Source organism: Robinsoniella peoriensis, from assembly GCF_000797495.1.
Lineage (GTDB): Bacteria > Bacillota > Clostridia > Lachnospirales > Lachnospiraceae > Robinsoniella > Robinsoniella peoriensis.
This window is the reverse complement of record NZ_JTGN01000005.1, coordinates 384004-403121: the sequence shown is the minus strand read 5'-3', so window position 1 is coordinate 403121 and position 19118 is coordinate 384004. Positions and strand designations below refer to the sequence as shown.

Here is a 19118-nt window from a genome sequence, read left to right as displayed (position 1 = left end):
TCTGGTTTACAGAATCCTCTTCTTTTTTTATATATTATTGCGTAAGGGATAGCATAGATCCCGTTGTCTTTGAAGGCTAATCCGATACTAGTAAACTGTTTGCTCCAGACTTCGTTACCAGATTGTAAAAAATAAACACTTGCCACAAAAATCCTCCCCCTGGAATAATCAAGTATTATCAGCTTTCACAAGTATACGTTCTATACGGGTGAATCATTTAGGTGTAGTGTGAATACAGGAAGGAATTAAATCAAACAATTGCCTGTTGTGCAGTAAAAAGGAGGAACTATGATTAAAGAAATATGGTGTATGTCTCACAGCCACCTGGATATTGGTTATACCCATCCGCAGCCTCTGATAATGGAGCTTCAGTCGGATTATCTGGATCAGGCCATGGAGTTAATTGAGAAAACGCGGAATTATCCAGAAGAGGCACAGTTCAGATGGACCATTGAGGCCAGTTGTGTTTTGAAGCGTTGGCTGAAGACGGCCGCACAGGAGCAGATTGTAAGGCTCAGGCGTCATATAAAAGAAGGAAGAATCTGTGTGACTGCGCTGCCCATGCATACAACACCCGGAGTGGATGCCGGTGAGTTGGTGTATCTGCTTTCAGATCTCAGGGAGCTGGAACAGGAGCTGGAAATGGAAATTAAAGTGGCTGTCAATCATGATGTGAATGGACAGCCCTGGACGCTGGGGCAGCTGCTGATTGACAGTGGCATTGATTTTTACCTGACTGGTATCAATACACATTTTGGGGGAATTCCCTTTCCAAGAATGACTTTCTTTCAATGGGAGATGTCTGATGGCAGAAGACTTCCCTCTTTTATAGGAGAGCACTATTCCATGTTCAGTCAGTTCATCCGCTCGTGGGAGCCGTCCACCGCTACCATGCATGAAGGCCTGACCGAATATGTGAAATGGATGGAGGACCAGGGATATGAAAGAGATTTTCTTTTCCTGACTGCCACAAATCCGCCGCTATACGACAATAACCCTCCGGATTGGGAGCTTCCGGAATTGATTTGCCGCTATAATAAAGAAAATCCAGAGCTGAAGATACGCTTTGTGACGGCAGATATGCTGAGAGACAGGCTGCTGCAGGAAGAAGCGGTTCCCGTGCATAAAGGGGACTGGACCGATTACTGGAACTTTGGATGTGCCAGTACTGCAAGAGAAACCAGAGTAAACAGGCTGGGAAAAGACTTGCTGCAGACAGCTCAGATGCTGGAATGCTTCACGCTTGAGAAGGACCGCCATTATGAGTGTGTGAAAGAGGAATGCAGGGAAAGTATGGTCATTTATGATGAGCATACATGGGGAGCTTCCCAGTCTGTTTCAGAACCGGAATCGCCGGAAACCTTTTGCCAGTTGAACTATAAGCTTCAAAATGCCTATAAAGCCGCTGATCTTTCCTCCTATATGCTAAGCCGTCAGATGGAACAATATTGCCGTAATCCGTATCAAAGCGATAAGCTGGAAGGAGTAGCGGTAGTGAACCCAACGGCGTACAGTCAGACATTCCAGGTACAGTTTCCCAAGGATTATCTGGAAGAAAAAAGACATATTGGTGCCCACAGAAGCAAATTTTATGTTCCTTACCTGGAAAAGACAGAGCCGGTGGAAAACTGCGGTGTAATGACATTGCCGCCTTATACCGTAAAAACCATGCCCTTTGAAGCTCTGAGGGAAATTCAAAAGGAAAGCAGTGCGTTGAAAGAAAATTATAATCTGGAGAATCATGTGCTTACCACTCCTTTTTACCGGGTTTATCTGGATGAATCCACCGGCGGTATCCGGCAGATCGTTGATCAGAAAAGTGGCAGAGAAATTTTGAGTTCCGAAAGTGGATACGATTTTTTTGAGGCAGTCAGGGAAACTGTAGATACCCAGTGGAATGAAGCTGTCAGGGAAACCATGTATGGAGCCCGCAATGAAGTAAATGATCATGATAAATCACATTGGAATCATGAGTGGAAGGCAAAGCATACGAAAAGAAACAGCTGCAGCTGGCATGCAGAGCGTCAGGAATATCAGATTTCCATTGTTACAGAAGGTGTCATGGAGGGAACAAGAGGAATTCGCCAGAAAATCACCTTTTATACATACCGTCCGGATATCAGAATGGAGGCTGCTTTCTATAAGGAACCAGTCAGTGAGCCGGAGTCACTGATGTTTGTTATCCCGCTGAAGATGTCAGAAGGCTGGCAATGCAGCTATGACACTGCTGGTGAAATGGTTCGTTTGGATGAGGAGCAGCTTGGCTTCTCCTGCAGAGATTACCTGACTGTGGACACAGGAGTGAGCATGTATGATGATAGGATGTGTGTTACATTGTCATGTCCGGATGCGCCGATGGTTCAGGTGGGAAACTTTCAGTTTGCAAAAGAAAACAGAAGCATTGAAAGAAAAGAGAATCCGCTGCTGGCAGCCTGGCCCCTGAATAATTACTGGAGTACCAATTTCTGTGCCAATCAGTCCGGCAGGATGACCTTCGCTTATGAACTGAATCTTCATGAACAGTTCCGGGAACAGAGCATGCATTCCGATGGTATCAGAGCGAAGCATCCAGTGACCATAGGAGCAGCGGTAAAAGCCGTGGAAGAAGAGCAAAGGCTTCTGGAGTTTCAGGGAGAGAGTACGGTATTATCTGTTTCACCGTCAAAAAATCATGATGGTATCCATATCCTGCTCAAAAATAATACAAACCAAAAGGACATCTGCTATTTAAAATCGTCTGTCTGGAAAATCAGGGAGGCAGAACGAATCTCACCTTCGGAAGAAAGCTTGGAAATTCTTGAAACAGAGGGAAATCGGGTTCGTATCATGATGCAGCCCGGAACAATGAAACTGATACATCTCAAGGCTGAAATACACAAATGGAAAAAATAAACACTTGCCACAAGAATCCTCACCCCGGAATAATCAAGGATTATCAGGTATCACAAGGATATGTTCTATACGGGTGAATCATTTCGTTGTAGTGTGATATCAGAAAGGAATAAATAAAATAAGACAGAAAGGGAAAAAGAATGGAAAAAAAGAAAAAATGGAGCCTGAAGGAAGATATAAAGCGGCGATGGCAATTGTATCTGATGCTTCTGCTGCCCCTGGCTTACATTATTGTTTTTTGCTATGTGCCTATGGGCGGAATCGCAATTGCCTTTAAAGATTATTCTTTTAAGAAGGGCATAATGGGAAGCGACTGGGTGGGGATGAAATATTTTGTACAGTTTTTTGAAAACCCGGATTTGATCCGGCTTTTGAAAAACACACTGATCCTTAGTTTTTATCAGCTTCTTGTAAGTTTTCCGGCACCGATTATTCTGGCTCTGGCATTAAATATGATAGGCGGAAAGCGTTTTAAGAAATTCATGCAGTCCTTAACTTATGCTCCATATTTTATATCGACGGTAGTTATGGTAGGAATTATACTGCAATGTCTCCATCTGAACATCGGGATTGTTAACAACATGATGGAGACGGTGAATATAGACCGGGTAGATTTTATGGGGAAAGCCTCTTATTTCAGGCATATTTTTGTATGGTCAGGAGTTTGGCAGACCACAGGATATTCCGCAATCATTTATATTGCTGCCCTGGGCAATACAGATCAGTCGCTGGTAGAAGCATCGTTGATAGATGGTGCAAATCGTCTGCAGCGAATTCGCAATATAGAACTGCCGGCGCTTAAGCCGATTATTACCATACAGCTGATTTTAGCAGTAGGAAGCATTATGGGCATTGGATTTGAAAAAGTATTTTTGATGCAGAACAGTCTGAATCTTCCTATTTCAGAGATTATATCTACTTATGTTTACAAACGAGGTCTTCGGGATATGCAGTACTCCTTTGCTACAGCGGTAGGATTGTTCAACTCAGTAGTAAACTTCATATTACTGTTTGCTGCTAACAAAATATCCAAGAAATTTGGCGATACAAGTCTTTGGTAGGGAAGGAGTCAGTATTGCAGGCAGGCCTGCAATATGCAGTGAAAAAAATGTGGACAAATATAAGACGAAAAAAAGATAATAAAATAAAATTGTATCATTCGACATCTGACAGAATGCTGATGGTCTTTGTATGGATTTTACTATTTGTAATTATGGTGATTATTCTGGTTCCCATCCTGTTCGTTTTAGCATCCTCGTTCAGCGATGCAAGTGCAGTATCTTCCGGTAAGGTCTTTCTGTTTCCGGTTGATTTTTCACTGGCGGGATATCAGGTTATTTTCCAATCACCCAACATCATGAAGGGATTTTTGAATTCCATTGCATACACAGTTGTTGGTACCATCATTAGTGTAAGCCTGACATTATTGGCTGGATATCCGCTGTCCAGAACAGATTTGAAAATCCGCGGCCCGGTTATGTTTTTGTTTACCGTGACCATGTTCTTTAGCGGAGGCATGATTCCTACTTATCTGGTGGTCAGCAAGCTGCACCTGATAGACACCTTCTGGGCAATGGTAATTCCATCGGCTGTTGGAGTATGGAATGTCATTTTGATTAAGACCTATATACAGAGTTCTATACCTTTGGACATTTACGAAAGTGCCTCCATTGACGGCTGCTCGGACTGGAAATATTTCGTAAATATGGTAATACCTCTTTCGAAACCAATTATTGCCGTAATGATTTTACTGTATGCCGTAGGAAAATGGAACGATTTCTTCTCAGGTCTGCTTTACATAAATGACGTGGCAAAACAGCCTCTTCAGATGATCCTGAGAAATATTCTGGTATTGAATGACAGCATGGGCATGTCTCTAAGTCTGGCAGAGCAGATGAACCGCCAGGAATTGAAAACGTTGATGCAATATTCTCTGATTATCGTATCATCCCTTCCGGTTATGATTCTGTACCCTTTTATTCAGAAATATTTTGTCAAAGGGATCATGATGGGATCGATCAAGGGATAACAGAAAGTATTTGTATCTTAAAAAAATATATTATAATATATAAAAAGTGAAGGAGAAAGAATATGAAAAGAAAAACATTGGTAACAAGAGCTGCCGCAATAGGACTTGCCGCAGCAATGATGCTTGGAGGCTGCAAAACGAGTGAAGACACACAAACACCTGCAAACACCAAATCGAATGAAAGTACGGCATCCGAAGCCGGTACGAAAAGCAGCTCCGAAAATCCAGGGACAGAAGAAAGAGAAACTATTACGGTAGCAGTTCAGATGAATGAAAAAGGAGAATACTCCGATAAGAACTATGCAATCCGCTGGCTTGAAGAGCAGACCGGAGTAAATCTTGAATTTGTTGCACTTCCCAGTGATGCTGCGGATGCCGATACAAAGCTGAACCTGATGCTTTCCAGCGGAGATTATCCGGATGTAATCTGCTATAACCTGAATAAACAGAAGATGGTGAAATTCGGTAAAGAGGGCATATTTATTCCGATCAATGACTTATATGAAAAGTATGGGAATAACATGAAGAAAATGTTTGAGGAGAGACCGCAGTACGAGCAGAACGCTTATGCACCGGATGGAAATATGTATGGCTTCCCTACCGCAAGCGAATCCTATCATGGTCAGGCTTATCCGAAGCTGTGGTATAATTCAGAATGGCTGAAGAGTCTGAATCTGTCCGAACCGACTACCACAGAAGAGCTGAAGGAAGTTCTGACGGCAGTGAAAAACAGTGATTACAACGGAAATGGAAAGGCGGATGAGATTCCATTGACCGGAAGTCCGGACTGGGACTGCCAGCTGGAATGGTACCTAATGAATTCCTTTATACCTTGTGATAAAGAGAGCCTCTCTTATGCAAAAGACGGAAAAGTTATCTTTGCCGGCAATAAACCGGAATTCAAGGAAGGCCTTGCATATATGCATGATTTATTCCAGAACGGACTGATTGATCCTACTGCTTTTTCACAAAAGAGCGACCAGATGCAGCAGGTAATCCATTCTGATGAAAAATTAGTATTCGGATATACGGCAGATCACTTTGCCATGGGTATTGATCTGGAAAACAAACACTTAAATGAGATTACACATGCTATGGTACCTGTAGAAGGATCAACAGGTGCAAGATATCAGCCTCACAAAGATTATATTGATATGACAAAGGGATTTAACTGGTTTATTACTGATGAATGCGAGAACCCCGAAGTGGCATTTAAAGTAGGCGATTTTATCATGGGGGATGAGGCTTCCATGGTTATGATGTATGGAGAAAAAGGAAAATACTGGGGTGACATGGAGAAGCCCGTAGAGTCTATTCTCCCTGGAACAGAAGCTATTTACTGGATAAAGCCGGGATACACATCCAATGAAAATGATGAATACAATAAAAACACATTTTGGACAGGCCTGGAGAATCAGATGGCAGAATTCCGCTCTTCTATGAATCCGCTTCCGGAGGATATGTATGTTTCTACTTCCTACGAAGCCAGATTATATGAAGAAACAGAAAAAGTAGTCGGTTATTTCTATAAAGAATACCTTCCAAGACAGATCTTTTTAGAGGAAGATGCAGATGCAGAACAGTTTGCCACGCTTCAAACCTCCCTGCAGGAATATGTAAAAACCTCCATGGCACAGTTTATCACCGGTGAACTCAGCCTGGATAAGGATTGGGATACCTATGTGTCAACCCTGGAAAGCTATAACGTAGAAACTTATACACAGTTGTATCAGAAAGCATACGATTTATACTACAAAGCAAAATAGTGAGGTTATGATGATATTAAACGCGGAGTGGAATGACAGAATACAGCATTGGATCAGAACCCTGAAGGCAGATTTTTATACACCAATAGAAGAAATTCATTTTGAAGCACACAGAACAGACAGGCACTATGAGTATAAGGAGCTGAAAAGCCTTGCATTTGAAGCCGTGAATCCTGGTTATACATGGGGAGAAACATGGGAATACTGCTGGTTCCGCGGGAAGATTACGCTTCCCGGGGAAGCGCAAGGCAAAAAAATTGTCCTGAATCTCCAGCCCCGGGGAGAGTCTGCACTATTTGTAAATGGACAGGAATTTGGTACATACCGGGCTGACTGGGTAGCGCATCCCCACCATTTTATGGTAGATAATATTCTGGCGGAAGAAGGGCTGGCTGGGAACATCTATGAAATTTGTATGGAAACTTATGCAGGTCACTATTTTCCTAATTGTGAAACCGGGTATTGTGCCACAGGTCCGGTGCTCCCAGGCAGCTTTCAGGATCCGCAGAAGGAGGGGGAAAGAAGGGTTCTGGGGAAATCCACCTATGGCATCTGGAGGGAAGAGGCATACCAGCTTTTTCTGGATGTGAATACCCTCTTTCATTTGCTTGAAGTGCTGGATGGAAGTTCTTTGCGGGCTTATAAAATTGCAGAGGCATTAAAGCGCTTTACCTATGATGTGGATTTTGAACAGGATGAGTCCGGCAGGGCGGTATGCTATGCCAAGGCGAGGCTGCACCTGCAGAAAGTGCTGGCTGCAGAAAACGGCACAACCGCACCGCGTTTCTGGGCTGTTGGAAATGCACACCTTGATCTGGCATGGTTATGGCCTCTGGAGGAAACAAAACGGAAAACAGCCAGAACCTTTGCGGCACAACTGCGGCTTTTGGATCAATATCCACAGTACCGGTTTATACAGAGCCAGCCAGCCGCTTATGAAATGTGCCGGCAGCATTATCCCGGGCTTTTTCAGAGGATTCAGGAAAAAATTGCCCGGGGACAGTGGATAGCTGATGGAGCGATGTGGGTAGAACCGGATACGAATATGGCGGGAGGAGAAGCTCTGATCCGCCAGCTGCTTTATGGAAAGAAATATTACAAAGAGGTACTGGGGGTGGACAGCAGGGTGCTCTGGCTTCCGGATACCTTTGGCTATACCGCCGCACTGCCGCAGATTCTGTTGGGATGCGATGTTCCTTATCTGGTGACACAGAAAATCTTCTGGTGCTGTAATGATGGAGAACGCTTTCCGTATCATTATTTCTACTGGGAAGGACTGGATGGCAGCCGGGTAACCTCATTTTTGCCTACCAGCTATACATACCAGACAGACCCACAGGAAGTTGGGACGGTATGGAATGAACGGGAGCAAAAAGAGGATTTGGAGACCTTTTTGTTTCCGTTTGGATATGGTGACGGAGGAGGCGGACCTACCAGAGATCATATAGAATATGTGCTCAGGCAAGAGAATCTGGAGGGAAGTCCCAGAATGCAGATGGGGGCTCCGGAGGAATTTTTCAAAATGTTGGATGCGGAGGGAGGCCCCGGACATACATACTGCGGAGAATTATATTTCAGCTCTCACAGGGGAACCTACACCTCACAGGCACAGGTGAAAAATCATAACAGAAGATGTGAGCTGGCCATGAGAGAAATGGAAATCTGGAGCAGCCTTGCATTGATACAGGGAATGGCGTGGGATCACAAACGGGCAGAAAGCTTATGGAAGTCGCTGCTGTTTCAGCAGTTCCATGATATACTTCCGGGATCTTCGATTGAAAGGGTCTATCAAGAAACAGAGGCAGCACATAACTCCATTTTAGAAGCAGCGGCGGAAATGACCTATAAGGCGGCAGCTTTTCTGACTTTGCAGGGAGAGGACATAACCGTATTGAATTCGCTGTCATTTCCAAGGAATGTGTTGGTGGAACTTCCAGAAAGATATAAAGATGGTGCCGTTACTGCAGAGGGAAAGGCAGTACCAGTCCAGAAGGATGAAAACCGGGTATTGGCATGTGTGCAGCTCCCGTCATGCGGATGGATTACCCTGAAAGCCTGCAGTTGTGAAAATGAGGTGCTGGAAGAAAGGGCTGTGGAAATAAAGCAGCCGCGAGCCTGTGCGTGGCTGGATGAAGCCGGCTGCCATATGGAAAACGAATATGCTTCAGTTCTGATTAATGAATGCGGACATGTGATTTCTTACATACTGAAATGCTCAAAAAGAGAAATGGCTGCCGGAGAAATGAACAGACTGAGGCTGTTCAAGGATGTGCCGAGACATTTTGATGCCTGGGATATTGACGACAATTATCTGGAGCAGGAGACAGATGGAGCATATGGGCAGGAGATTAAGATTATGTCCCAGGGACTTCAGGCAGTAGTGAAGGTCAGCGGGCGGATCAGTCAATCCACTTACGTGCAGTATATTCGTCTGGATGCCAATCAGCAGAGACTGGAATTTGAAACCATCATAGAATGGCAGGAGCTACACAGACTGCTAAAAGCAGCATTTCCCGTATCTTTATATGCGCTTAATGCAAAAAATGAAATGCAATTTGGCTATGTGGAACGCCCAACCCACCGTTCCCGTACTTATGACAAGGATCGTTTTGAGGTGTGCAATCACCGGTATACGGCACTTTGTGACAACGGTCATGGAGCAGCAATCCTGAATGATTGTAAATACGGAATCAGCGTGGAAGGAAATCAGATGGAGCTGACGCTGCTGCGGGCGGCTTCCAGTCCCCACATGCGTGCAGATAACGGAACCCAGCATTTTACTTATGCGTTTTATGCATGGGAAGGCAGCTTTGTGGAATCGGATGTGATTCGACAGGGGTATGAACTGAATGTAAAGCCTCAAATGATCAGGGGTACGGCATTACTTTTTGAGTTTATCCAAATGAATCGTAAAAATATTTTGATGGAGACCTTGAAGCCTGCAGAGGATAACAGCAGAGATCTGATTCTGCGTTTGTATGAGGCAGCAGGTGCAGCAGTTTCCACAGAGGTCAAAATTAATCAAAATGTAGAGAGTGCGTGGAGTTGTAATATGCTGGAGCAAAACCAGGAGGTATTAGAGGTCACAGATGGCGTACTTCGGTTGAACTTCAGAGCTTTCGAAATTAAGAACATCCGGCTGCGCATGTAGCCGGAATATCTGACAACACACGAATAGGGTGAAAATGAAGAATAAAAAAGTATATACCAGACTGATTATTACCTATCTGCTTGTTTTTTTAATTCCGCTTTTGCTGAATATTGTCAGCCTGGAGAATATTTCAAATGTCACAAAAGACAATATCAGCAAAAGTGTACTGGCGAACCTGACACATGCCAGAGATACAATTGATAACAATTTCCGTGAAATAGATACTATCGTATACAACTTGTCTGCAAATAATACCATAAAGGATATTTCTGCCCATATGAAGGAGAAGGATAAATATATCCAGATTTCAAAACTTTTGTCGGCCCAGGATTATATGAGTGCCATGCGTATACAGACTTTTGTGGAAGAATACTATCTGTTCCTTCGTGAGAGCCAGATGATTATCAGTCCGGATCACATTTTTCTGGACCAGTCTTCCTGTAAGGCTTTTTTTCAATATGACGGCATGGAGTGGGATGAATGGGAAAAACGGATGCAGGAGAGTTATTCAAAGCATATTTTCCCGGAAGCGGTCAGTATGCAGAACAGGAATAGCCAGAATATGATTTTGTATGTACAGTCTCTGATTACCTATTCCGGAGTAAAAGGAAATTTTGTATTCCCCATTAAAAGTCAGGCTATCAAATCTTTGCTTAAGGATCCATACGTGGCAAATGCCGGTTGGGCGTATTTGACAGATAAGGAGGGAAAGGTAATCTTGACCATTCCCTCTGCTCAGAATGAATTGGAACTGGTACCTGCCAAATATCTGGAAAACGGGCAAAGCATTCAGGAGGCAGAGATGGGTGGCCGCAGTGTGGAGATTATACGTTCTGTTTCCGATGAAACCGGACTGTCTTTTGTAGCGGTGCTGCCACAGGAATACATATCTGCCCAGATTACGGATGCGCAGCATAAAACAGTTTTACTGATTATGCTGGCTGTAGTTTTGGGAATCGCCAGTATTCTTCTGGTTTCCTGGCATCGTGGGAGAAAGGTTGACCAGATGCTGCAAATGCTGTTTAAAATGGAGAACAAGGAAGACAAGTCGATGAAGGGAGATGAAATGAGTTACATTTCAAATTCCCTCAGGCAATTGATCCGCAGCAATACCAATCTGAAAGACAGCATTCGGGAGAAGAAGCTGGTGACCAGGGGGCTTCTTCTGGAAAATCTTCTGTGCGGGATGGAGAGCAGGCTGGACAGCAGCCTGGAGGAATATGATATCTATCTGACAGGTAAAAAAATTCTGGTGATTGCATTCCAGATTCATGCGGATACCCTTACGGCGGATCAAATGTATGCCACTGAATCAGCATTATATAAACAGGTGATTCAAAATGGACTGGAGGAGATGATACCGGGGACAAAGTATGCGTGTGATATGGATATACGTGCAGGTGCAATGATCTGCACCATGGATCAGTCCTATGAATTGAATAAGGCAGAGATGAAAGCACAAATGGAAGAACTCCTGGATGCCCTGTGGGAAAAATACGGGATTCGGGCTAGAATCGCCGTAGGAAATCTCTGTGAAGAAATCTCACAGATTAGTAAAATTTACGACAAGATATATGAGATGCTTCAGTATGGACCCGTTTCTGACCGGAATGTGCTGTTCTATGAAAATTATGTCAATAGCAATGAATATTATTATTTCCCGGCACCACTGGAGGAAAGACTTGTAAATGCAGTGAGAACAGGGAATGCCAAAAGTATGCATGAGCAGTTGACGGAAGTTTATCAGGGAAATGTCATAGAGCACAATGTCAGCCCCGCCATGATGCATTTTCTTGTAAATGATCTTCAGTGTACGGTGTTTAAGGTACTGCATAATCTGAATGGGCAGATTGATATTGAAGAGGAGGAACTTTACCGGCAGATTGAACAGCTAAACCGGGAAAGCGATATCCTGCTGCGTTTCCAGCGGATTAATAATATATTTAAATTTATTTGTGAAAAGGTTCAGGATGAAAATAATGTAAGAAGTGATCGTCAGGTGGAAAAAATTAAAGAATATATCAGCAATCATTATAGCAGCAGCGATATGAGCCTGACGAAGATTTCAGATGATTTTGGGTATGCCAGTACCTATTTTTCCAAGCTGTTCAAGGAACTGTTTGGAGAGAATTTTGCTACCTATCTTGAAAAGGTAAGAATCGAGCAGGTGTGTCTGATGCTTCAGACGAATGCCACCGTAGAAAAGATTGCGGAACAGACTGGTTATAATAGTGTCTATGTGATGCGTACAGCGTTTAAACGGATTAAGGGGGCAACACCAAACGAATACCGAAAGATGATTGCAAAAGAACCGGAAGAATAATTCATAATGAAAACAGAGGTAGTAAATAGATGGATAGAAACATAATAATTGACAGAATTCCCTATCAGTTCTGCGAAGGACCATTTTGGGGAAACGGAAATATGGGAGCGGTATTATACATTCGTGATGAAAAATTATGCATCTCGTTGGATCATGTGAAGCTGTGGGAATTAAGAGAGACCCTTCCTGATGAACCCAAAGCCGTATTTCAGCAGATCTTGCAGCATAAAACGGAATATCTGAAGGGAAATCCGGAATATGTAGAGGATACGAATATTTTTGAAGAGCATATCGGAAGGACTAAGCTTCCGGCTCTGGCAGTTGAAATTGGAATTCCGGGAAAAGTAACCGGATTTTGTGCACGAACAAATCCAAAGCATGCGCAGTCCGTTATTTCTCTGGAACTGGATCACAAAAGAACCATGGAAGGACGTATCTGGCTGGATTCCTGTGTGAATATTCTGTATATGGAATGGAGCAGTGACATACAGGGGGAAGAAAAGGGGTTAGAGATTCATGCGCTTGGCTGGGATCTGGAATCTCCAAGACTGAAGCCTTTGAAAAACTGGAATTATGAGCCATGCATCCAGATAGAGAAGGGGGATACCTTTACCGTAAAGCAGCATTTCGGCAAAGATATGTCAGCGGTACTTTGCGGCCGTCAGAAGCAGCTGCAGCAGGGAATTGCCCTGGCAGTTGGAATTAATGCGGGAAATCTGGAAGAGGAATCCTGTATGAGTGCGGCAGGCGAGAGCCTGGCGGAGGATTATCTTGCCAGAACAGAATGTTATCTCAAGAGTCATGAGAAGGATTGGAATGCCTATTGGTCTGGTTTTGGGATAGAGGTGCCAAGTGAAAGGCTGCAGGAGGCTTTTGAGCAGGAAATGTATAAGCTCTACTGCAATGAAAGAGAAGATGCCTCCCCCATTACCCTTCAGGGAGTATGGAATCCGGACAACCGGATGCCGGCATGGTTCGGAGATCTGCACAATGACCTGAATGTGCAGTCCTGCTATTGGCCTGCCTATAAAACAGGAAATGTAAAGCTGGTGCGTCCATATATTGATTATTATGCAAAAGCAATGCCCAGACTGGAGGAGCGGGCATGGAAGCTGTTTGGTATTAAAAATGCCATCCATGTACCCACTATGATGGCGCCGGACGGAACAGGAGCTGCCTCTGAGTGGTGTTACTGGAATACGATTCTGGGACCGGAGCTGTTCGTAGCAGTGGATTTTACCTGGTTCTATGAATATAGCAGAGAACAGGATACCCTTAGAGATAAAATCTATCCTTTTATAGAGAAGGTAATTCATCTGTATCAGTCCATTGCTTATGAAAAGGAAGATGAATATTTACATATTCCGTTTACCCAATCTCCGGAGGTAGACCGGGATGGTCATATGCTGATGGCGGATGATTCCACGTTTACGTTATCCTGCCTGCATTATTTGTGCCGGAAAATGGAAGGTTATTCAAAAGTTCTCGGCAGGGATGGAAGTAAATTTTTGGAATGGGAACGCCGCCTGGCGCCAGTAGTTCCCACGGGAAAAGGATTTTCACTGTTTGACGGGATCGAGGTGTTTGGCTCACACCGTCATTTTTGCCAGATGTACCCCATTTATCCCTTGTGCCAGGAGTCCCATAATGAGGTGGCAAATCGTTCTCTGGATACGGCAGTCAATCAGGGATTTTTGGAATATGCGGCTTTTTCATTCCCATATATGGGAATTATGGCAGCCAGATGCGGAAGAGGAAATATGTGCCGTACCATGTTGGAAATCTATTGCATGGTTTTTAGATCCCGCAATTCTTTTACGGTAAATGGAGATCCCTATCAAAACGGAGTTCTGCGGATATCTGACACCAACGCAGGAGAGAGCTCAGATGCATTTACACTGGAATCGGGCTTCTTTATTCCTGCCGCTCTATGTGAAATGTTTGTACACAGAGCAGAAAGTGGAATATGGCTGATGATGGGGATGCCGGATGAATGGAAGGAATGCAGCTGCCGTGGACTTACGGTAGAGGGCGGACACCGCATATCTCTGGAGAGAAGGAATTATCATATGAGAAGAGCCGTGATTCATACGGCAGAGGAGGAAACCCTGATACTGCATTGGAAGGAAGAAAACCATTTGAAGTGTATCATGAGAAATGGTGAAGAAATAGTCACTTATGGAAACGGAACCTGCTCGATTTATGTGCGTCCCGAAGAGGAATGGGTACTTGAGTTCCTGTGATTGTATTCAAATTTATTCCGGCTTAAAATAATGGAAGAGACAGGAGTATAAGTTATAATGAAAAATCTGCATTTAATCTGTAATGCCCATATTGATCCCGTATGGCTGTGGGATATGGAAGAAGGAATATCCACAGCCCTGTCAACCTTTCGTATGGCAGCTGCTTTCTGTGAAGAATATGACGGACTGGTGTTTAATCATAACGAGGCACTGTTATATGAATGGATCGAGGAGTATGAACCCAGGCTGTTTGCCCGCATCCGCAGTCTTGTGGAAAAGGGCAGATGGCATATTATGGGAGGCTGGTATCTGCAGCCGGACTGCAATATGCCAAGCGGCGAATCCATTCTTCGGCAGATAGAGTTGGGAAGAAACTATTTTCAGGAAAAGTTTGGTGTAACAAATACTACGGCAATCAATTTTGATTCCTTCGGACACAGCAGAGGGCTGGTACAGCTTTTGGCAAAGGCCGGATATGAGTCGTATCTGTTTTGCCGTCCGGGGCAGGGTGACTGCTTGCTGCCGGAGGATGATTTCATCTGGGAAGGATTTGACGGATCCAGAGTGATGGCCCACAGATCGGATACCTATGGAACCCTGATGGGAGAAGCAGGAAAGACTATACACAAATGGCTGAAAGAACAAGGGATGAATCCAAATCTTCAGATCGGATGCATTTTGTGGGGAGTGGGTAATCATGGAGGCGGACCATCCAGGATAGATCTGGAAGAGATCGGGCGAATGATGATGGCAAAAAATCCGGATGTGAAATTATCCGTATCCGCTGTGGATTCATCAGATGAGCCACAGTGGAATCTGATTCACTCTACGCCGGAAGCCTATTTCTCGGAACGCAGACAGTTGTGCATGAATTCCGGGAAAACAGAACCGATCGTGAAAAAGGATTTGAATGCCTGGTCTGTGGGCTGTTATACATCCCAAATACGCATCAAGCAGAAGCACAGAGAGCTGGAAGGGGAATTGTCTGTAACCGAGAAGATGCTGTCACAGGCTGTTGCCCTGGGACTTCTCTCTTACCCGGAGGAAGAGTTACAGGAGGCACAAAAAGCATTGCTGTTTTGTGAATTTCACGATATTTTGCCGGGCACAGCTATCCGGTCCGCAGAAGAAAGAAGTCTGCAGACCTTAAGCTTTGGATTGGAAATCGTAAAAAAGTGGAAGCGCAAGGCCTTTTTTGCCTTAATGAATGGAGAAGAACCGGCTCAGGAGGGAGAGTTTCCTGTGTTGATCTACAATCCGCACCCCTACCCGGTGGAACGGGATTTCACCTGTGATTTCCAGCTGGCAAATCAGAACTGGACAGATAAATATGCGCTCCCATATATTACCCGGAATGGAAAAGAACTCAAAAGCCAGGTGGAAAAAGAAGCCTGCAATTTGAATCTGGACTGGAGAAAGCGAGTGACCTTCCATGCTGCTTTGGCACCGGCTTCTATGAACCGTTTTTCTGCCGGAATCCGGATGACAGAGCAAAGACCGGGAAACGCACAGAATCAGGCACTTGAGATTTCTAATGAGCAGATTGTATTTGACAATGGTACGCTATATGCGGCTGTAAACTGCAAAACAGGCCTCCTGGATGCTTACCGGGTAAACGGAAGAAATTATCTTAAAACAGGAGGATGTGCCCTAACGGTCATGAAGACGGACTGTGATCCATGGGGAATGAACCGCAAAAGCTACCAACAGGAGGAAGGGCGGTTTGTCTTGATGGAAAAGGAGGAAGGGAGCCGCTTCAGTGGAGTGTACAATGATTGCCATGGCAGGGCAGGAACGGTGATAGACAGCGTGCGGATTATTGAAAGTGGTCCCGTCAGAACTGTGGTAGAGGCTGTATTTTCCTATGAAACCTCCAAAGCCTGTATCAATTATATTCTTCCTGTTTACGGAACTGCCGTTACGGTAGAAGTAAAGGTTAATTGGACAGAGAAGGGCAAGTTTTTAAAATTTGAGATTCCCACCTGTCTGAAAGAAGCCAAAGGGCGCAGCGAAACGGTCTGCGGTGTAATGGATCAGGAAACGGATGGGAAAGAAAAGGTTTTCCATCGCTGGTGCGGGCTATGGGACGGGCAAGAGAATTCTGCTCTGACCGTACTGAATATGGGCAATTCCGGCGTAGATTTTATGGATGGAACCATGAGGATATCGCTGATTCACTCTGCCGTATATTCTGCGCACCCAATTGGAGACAGACCCCTTCTGGTACAGGACCGTTACCTGCCTTACATAGATCAGGGAGAACGGGAATTTTCTTTTGTGATACAGGGAGGAAATGGCTCCGAACGTCTGGAGCAGGTGATGAATGAAGCCATTGTGTTCCAGGAGGCGCCGGTTGTACTGCAGGCATTTCCCTCAGGAGAAGGAAAGAAGATGGGAAGCGTCATATTAGTGGATGATCCCGCTGTAATTCTATCTTCATGGAGAAAGGCTGCCGGTCAGGAGGCTTATGTGATTCGCCTGTTTGAAAGCACAGGACGCAGGCGAAAGGTGAAGGTATCCCTTCCGCTGGACGGGTATGAGCAGGAGCTTGAGCTGAAGCCCTTTGAGCTTAGAACCTTTCAATGGACACCTGGGGCGGTTGGATTAAAGGATTGTGATATTTTTGGAAAAGCGATGGTTTCCGGTTCCACCGTGCTGTGAAACAGCTTTGCAGCGACAACCTGAATCCAATACCCCAATTACTGAGATTTCAGCTCCACGTTCTGCGGCAGAATGATTTTAACTGTTGTACCCACACCTGCTTCACTCTCGACCACCAGGGAGCCGCCGCATTGCAGCATGAGCCGGCTGCGTACATTTTCGATTCCCACGTGTGTACGTCCATCCTCTTTCGGAATGTCCAAATCAAATCCAAGTCCGTCATCACGGATGGTAATCATAATGTTATCGTCAGTTCGCTCACTTTTAATACACAGCGTACCCCCGGATTTTCTCTTGATAATTCCATGCCGTACTGCATTTTCCACGATTGTCTGGACCGTAAGAGGGGGAAGCAGAAAGTCCTGATACAGAATCTCGGTTTCAATATGCAGCTTATTCGGAAACCGCATCTTTTCCAGATACAGATAATTGTTCACATGAAACATTTCCTTCTCAAAAGAAATCAGCTGTTTGTCCATCAAAGAATCCAGGTTACCCCTGAGATAAAAGGAAAAACGCTCTAATGCTTCTGAAGCCCGGGCAGGTTCTGTGTCACAGAGCTGTTTGATACCCTGCAGGGCATTAAAGAGAAAATGGGGCTGTACCTGGCTGAGCATCACGGAAATACGATTTTGGTTTAACTCATTTTCAAGGATAAGGGCACGTTTTTCACTGTTCATACTCTCTTTGATCCTTCGTATGGTATAGATTTCCTCAATCAGGGAAAAGGAGATTAATCCCAGTCCCAATAGAATGGCGGCCTCTGAAAACTGCACATATCCATTGATTAATTCTAAAACTGCACAGACTGCCAGAGGGAAAATGGCTTTCAGTAATTGGGCAGATTCTCTGTTGTTCAGCCTGCGTGTTTCGTAAAACAGGCAGAAGATTACCCACAGTGCAATGAGCAGGTCCAGAATGGAGAAATAATTAATGGCCGTATAGAGATCCTGTATAAGGAATATCTGATTCAGCATTGCAGCAAGGGTGACAAGCATCAGAAGGCCGGTACAGTATAATAAGGATTGCTTTCTCCAGCCGGAGAGATGTTCAGCTGCAAATAGTACAACAAATACTGCGATTCCCTGCATGGAAAAGGCATAAAGGACATTCAGAAATACAGGAAAGGGCAAAACCAGCGTAGGGGCAGGAGACAGGGTATAGAACCAGATGGAGGAAAACAGTGTAACCAATCCAAGCCACAGAAAACGGCGTGCACCTTTAAGTTTCAAAATGGCACATTCCAGAGCAACGATTAGCAAAAATAACGTCAGGAACAGAAAAATCGTACCGATGCTCATCGTCCACCCGTCATTGCTTACTGCTTTAAACAACATCATTCGTTCATCACCGGTATGCATTTGCCGGAGTAATTCATCAAACTGAATCATATAGGCATTCCCATAGAGATTGCCAAAATTTAATTCCACACTGTCGCTGGAGGTAATGCCCGGTGAAACAATGTTAACCCACTGTTTCCCAACTGCCTGGGTGGGATTTCCCTGGCTTCTTACAGGTCCGGTAGCATAAATTTCTTTACCGTTTATGCTAAGGGAAACACGCATATGATCGATGTTAATAAAGATCTTATCTCCCTCCGGAATATCCCTGCTGAAGTAACCACGCACCGTAATATCCCTTAGATCCTTATTTTCAAAATCAGTCTGGTGGGTTAAAGTCTTCCAGGGGCCGCCTTCTTCACTGTATTCCCCGATGATTTCTACAGGAAATAACTTTCCATCCACTTTCATTTGCTGGTCAAAGCGAAACAATGTGGTGAAAAGTATGACTGCCGTTATGGAAACAGCAGCAGATAGAATGATCAGTGTAACTCGTAATAGTAAGGTATTTTTATTGGAATAATGTTTTATATACATAGTGGTCCTTCCTCATTGTCTATCTGCTGCAGAAAATGTATTGGGAATCCTCTTTGCCAGATAAACGTTAAGTTTCAATTGTGTCTGTTTTTGTTTTATATTTTATATTACTATAATACAATAGGCTTTGCAATAAACATATCATTCATTAATTAGAAGATAAATAAGTACAGAAA

The 19118-nt window shown here is 44.3% G+C and carries 9 protein-coding genes; 8 read left to right on the top strand and 1 reads right to left on the bottom strand.

Features of this window, described 5'->3' with window-relative positions; all coding sequences use genetic code 11:
* The first annotated feature begins 288 nt into the window (after window positions 1-288).
* From QR40_RS12590 to QR40_RS12555, 8 genes are all read left to right on the top strand, one after another.
* Window positions 289-2892: a glycoside hydrolase family 38 N-terminal domain-containing protein gene (locus tag QR40_RS12590; protein WP_044295283.1), complete on the top strand. Its 2604-nt coding sequence runs from the start codon at window positions 289-291 to the stop codon at window positions 2890-2892.
* Window positions 2893-3032: 140 nt separating this feature from the next.
* Window positions 3033-3953, top strand: a complete 921-nt coding sequence (locus tag QR40_RS12585) for an ABC transporter permease (protein ID WP_044288914.1) — start codon at window positions 3033-3035, stop codon at window positions 3951-3953.
* A gap of 47 nt (window positions 3954-4000) precedes the next feature.
* A complete protein-coding gene (locus QR40_RS12580) occupies window positions 4001-4921 on the top strand; it encodes a carbohydrate ABC transporter permease (RefSeq protein ID WP_027292672.1) in 921 nt (306 codons plus the stop codon).
* Window positions 4922-4983: 62 nt separating this feature from the next.
* A complete protein-coding gene (locus QR40_RS12575; RefSeq protein ID WP_044295281.1) occupies window positions 4984-6687 on the top strand; it encodes an extracellular solute-binding protein in 1704 nt (567 codons plus the stop codon).
* Between the two features lie 7 nt (window positions 6688-6694).
* Entirely contained in the window at window positions 6695-9838 is a 3144-nt protein-coding gene (locus tag QR40_RS12570; protein WP_044295279.1) for an alpha-mannosidase, read from the top strand.
* A 34-nt stretch (window positions 9839-9872) separates the two neighbouring features.
* On the top strand, window positions 9873-12161 hold the full coding sequence (locus tag QR40_RS12565) for a helix-turn-helix domain-containing protein (protein WP_044295278.1): 2289 nt from the start codon (window positions 9873-9875) through the stop codon (window positions 12159-12161).
* A gap of 29 nt (window positions 12162-12190) precedes the next feature.
* Window positions 12191-14404 (top strand): glycosyl hydrolase family 95 catalytic domain-containing protein, encoded by a 2214-nt coding sequence (locus tag QR40_RS12560; RefSeq protein ID WP_044295277.1) that lies wholly within the window; start codon window positions 12191-12193, stop codon window positions 14402-14404.
* Between the two features lie 57 nt (window positions 14405-14461).
* Window positions 14462-17065, top strand: coding sequence for a glycoside hydrolase family 38 N-terminal domain-containing protein (locus QR40_RS12555; protein WP_052430828.1), 2604 nt, complete (start codon window positions 14462-14464; stop codon window positions 17063-17065).
* Window positions 17066-17103: 38 nt separating this feature from the next.
* Here the strand turns inward: QR40_RS12555 and QR40_RS29815 are convergent, their stop codons facing one another.
* Complete coding sequence (locus tag QR40_RS29815; RefSeq protein ID WP_052430827.1) at window positions 17104-18942, bottom strand: sensor histidine kinase; 1839 nt, start codon at window positions 18940-18942, stop codon at window positions 17104-17106.
* Window positions 18943-19118: the final 176 nt, after the last annotated feature.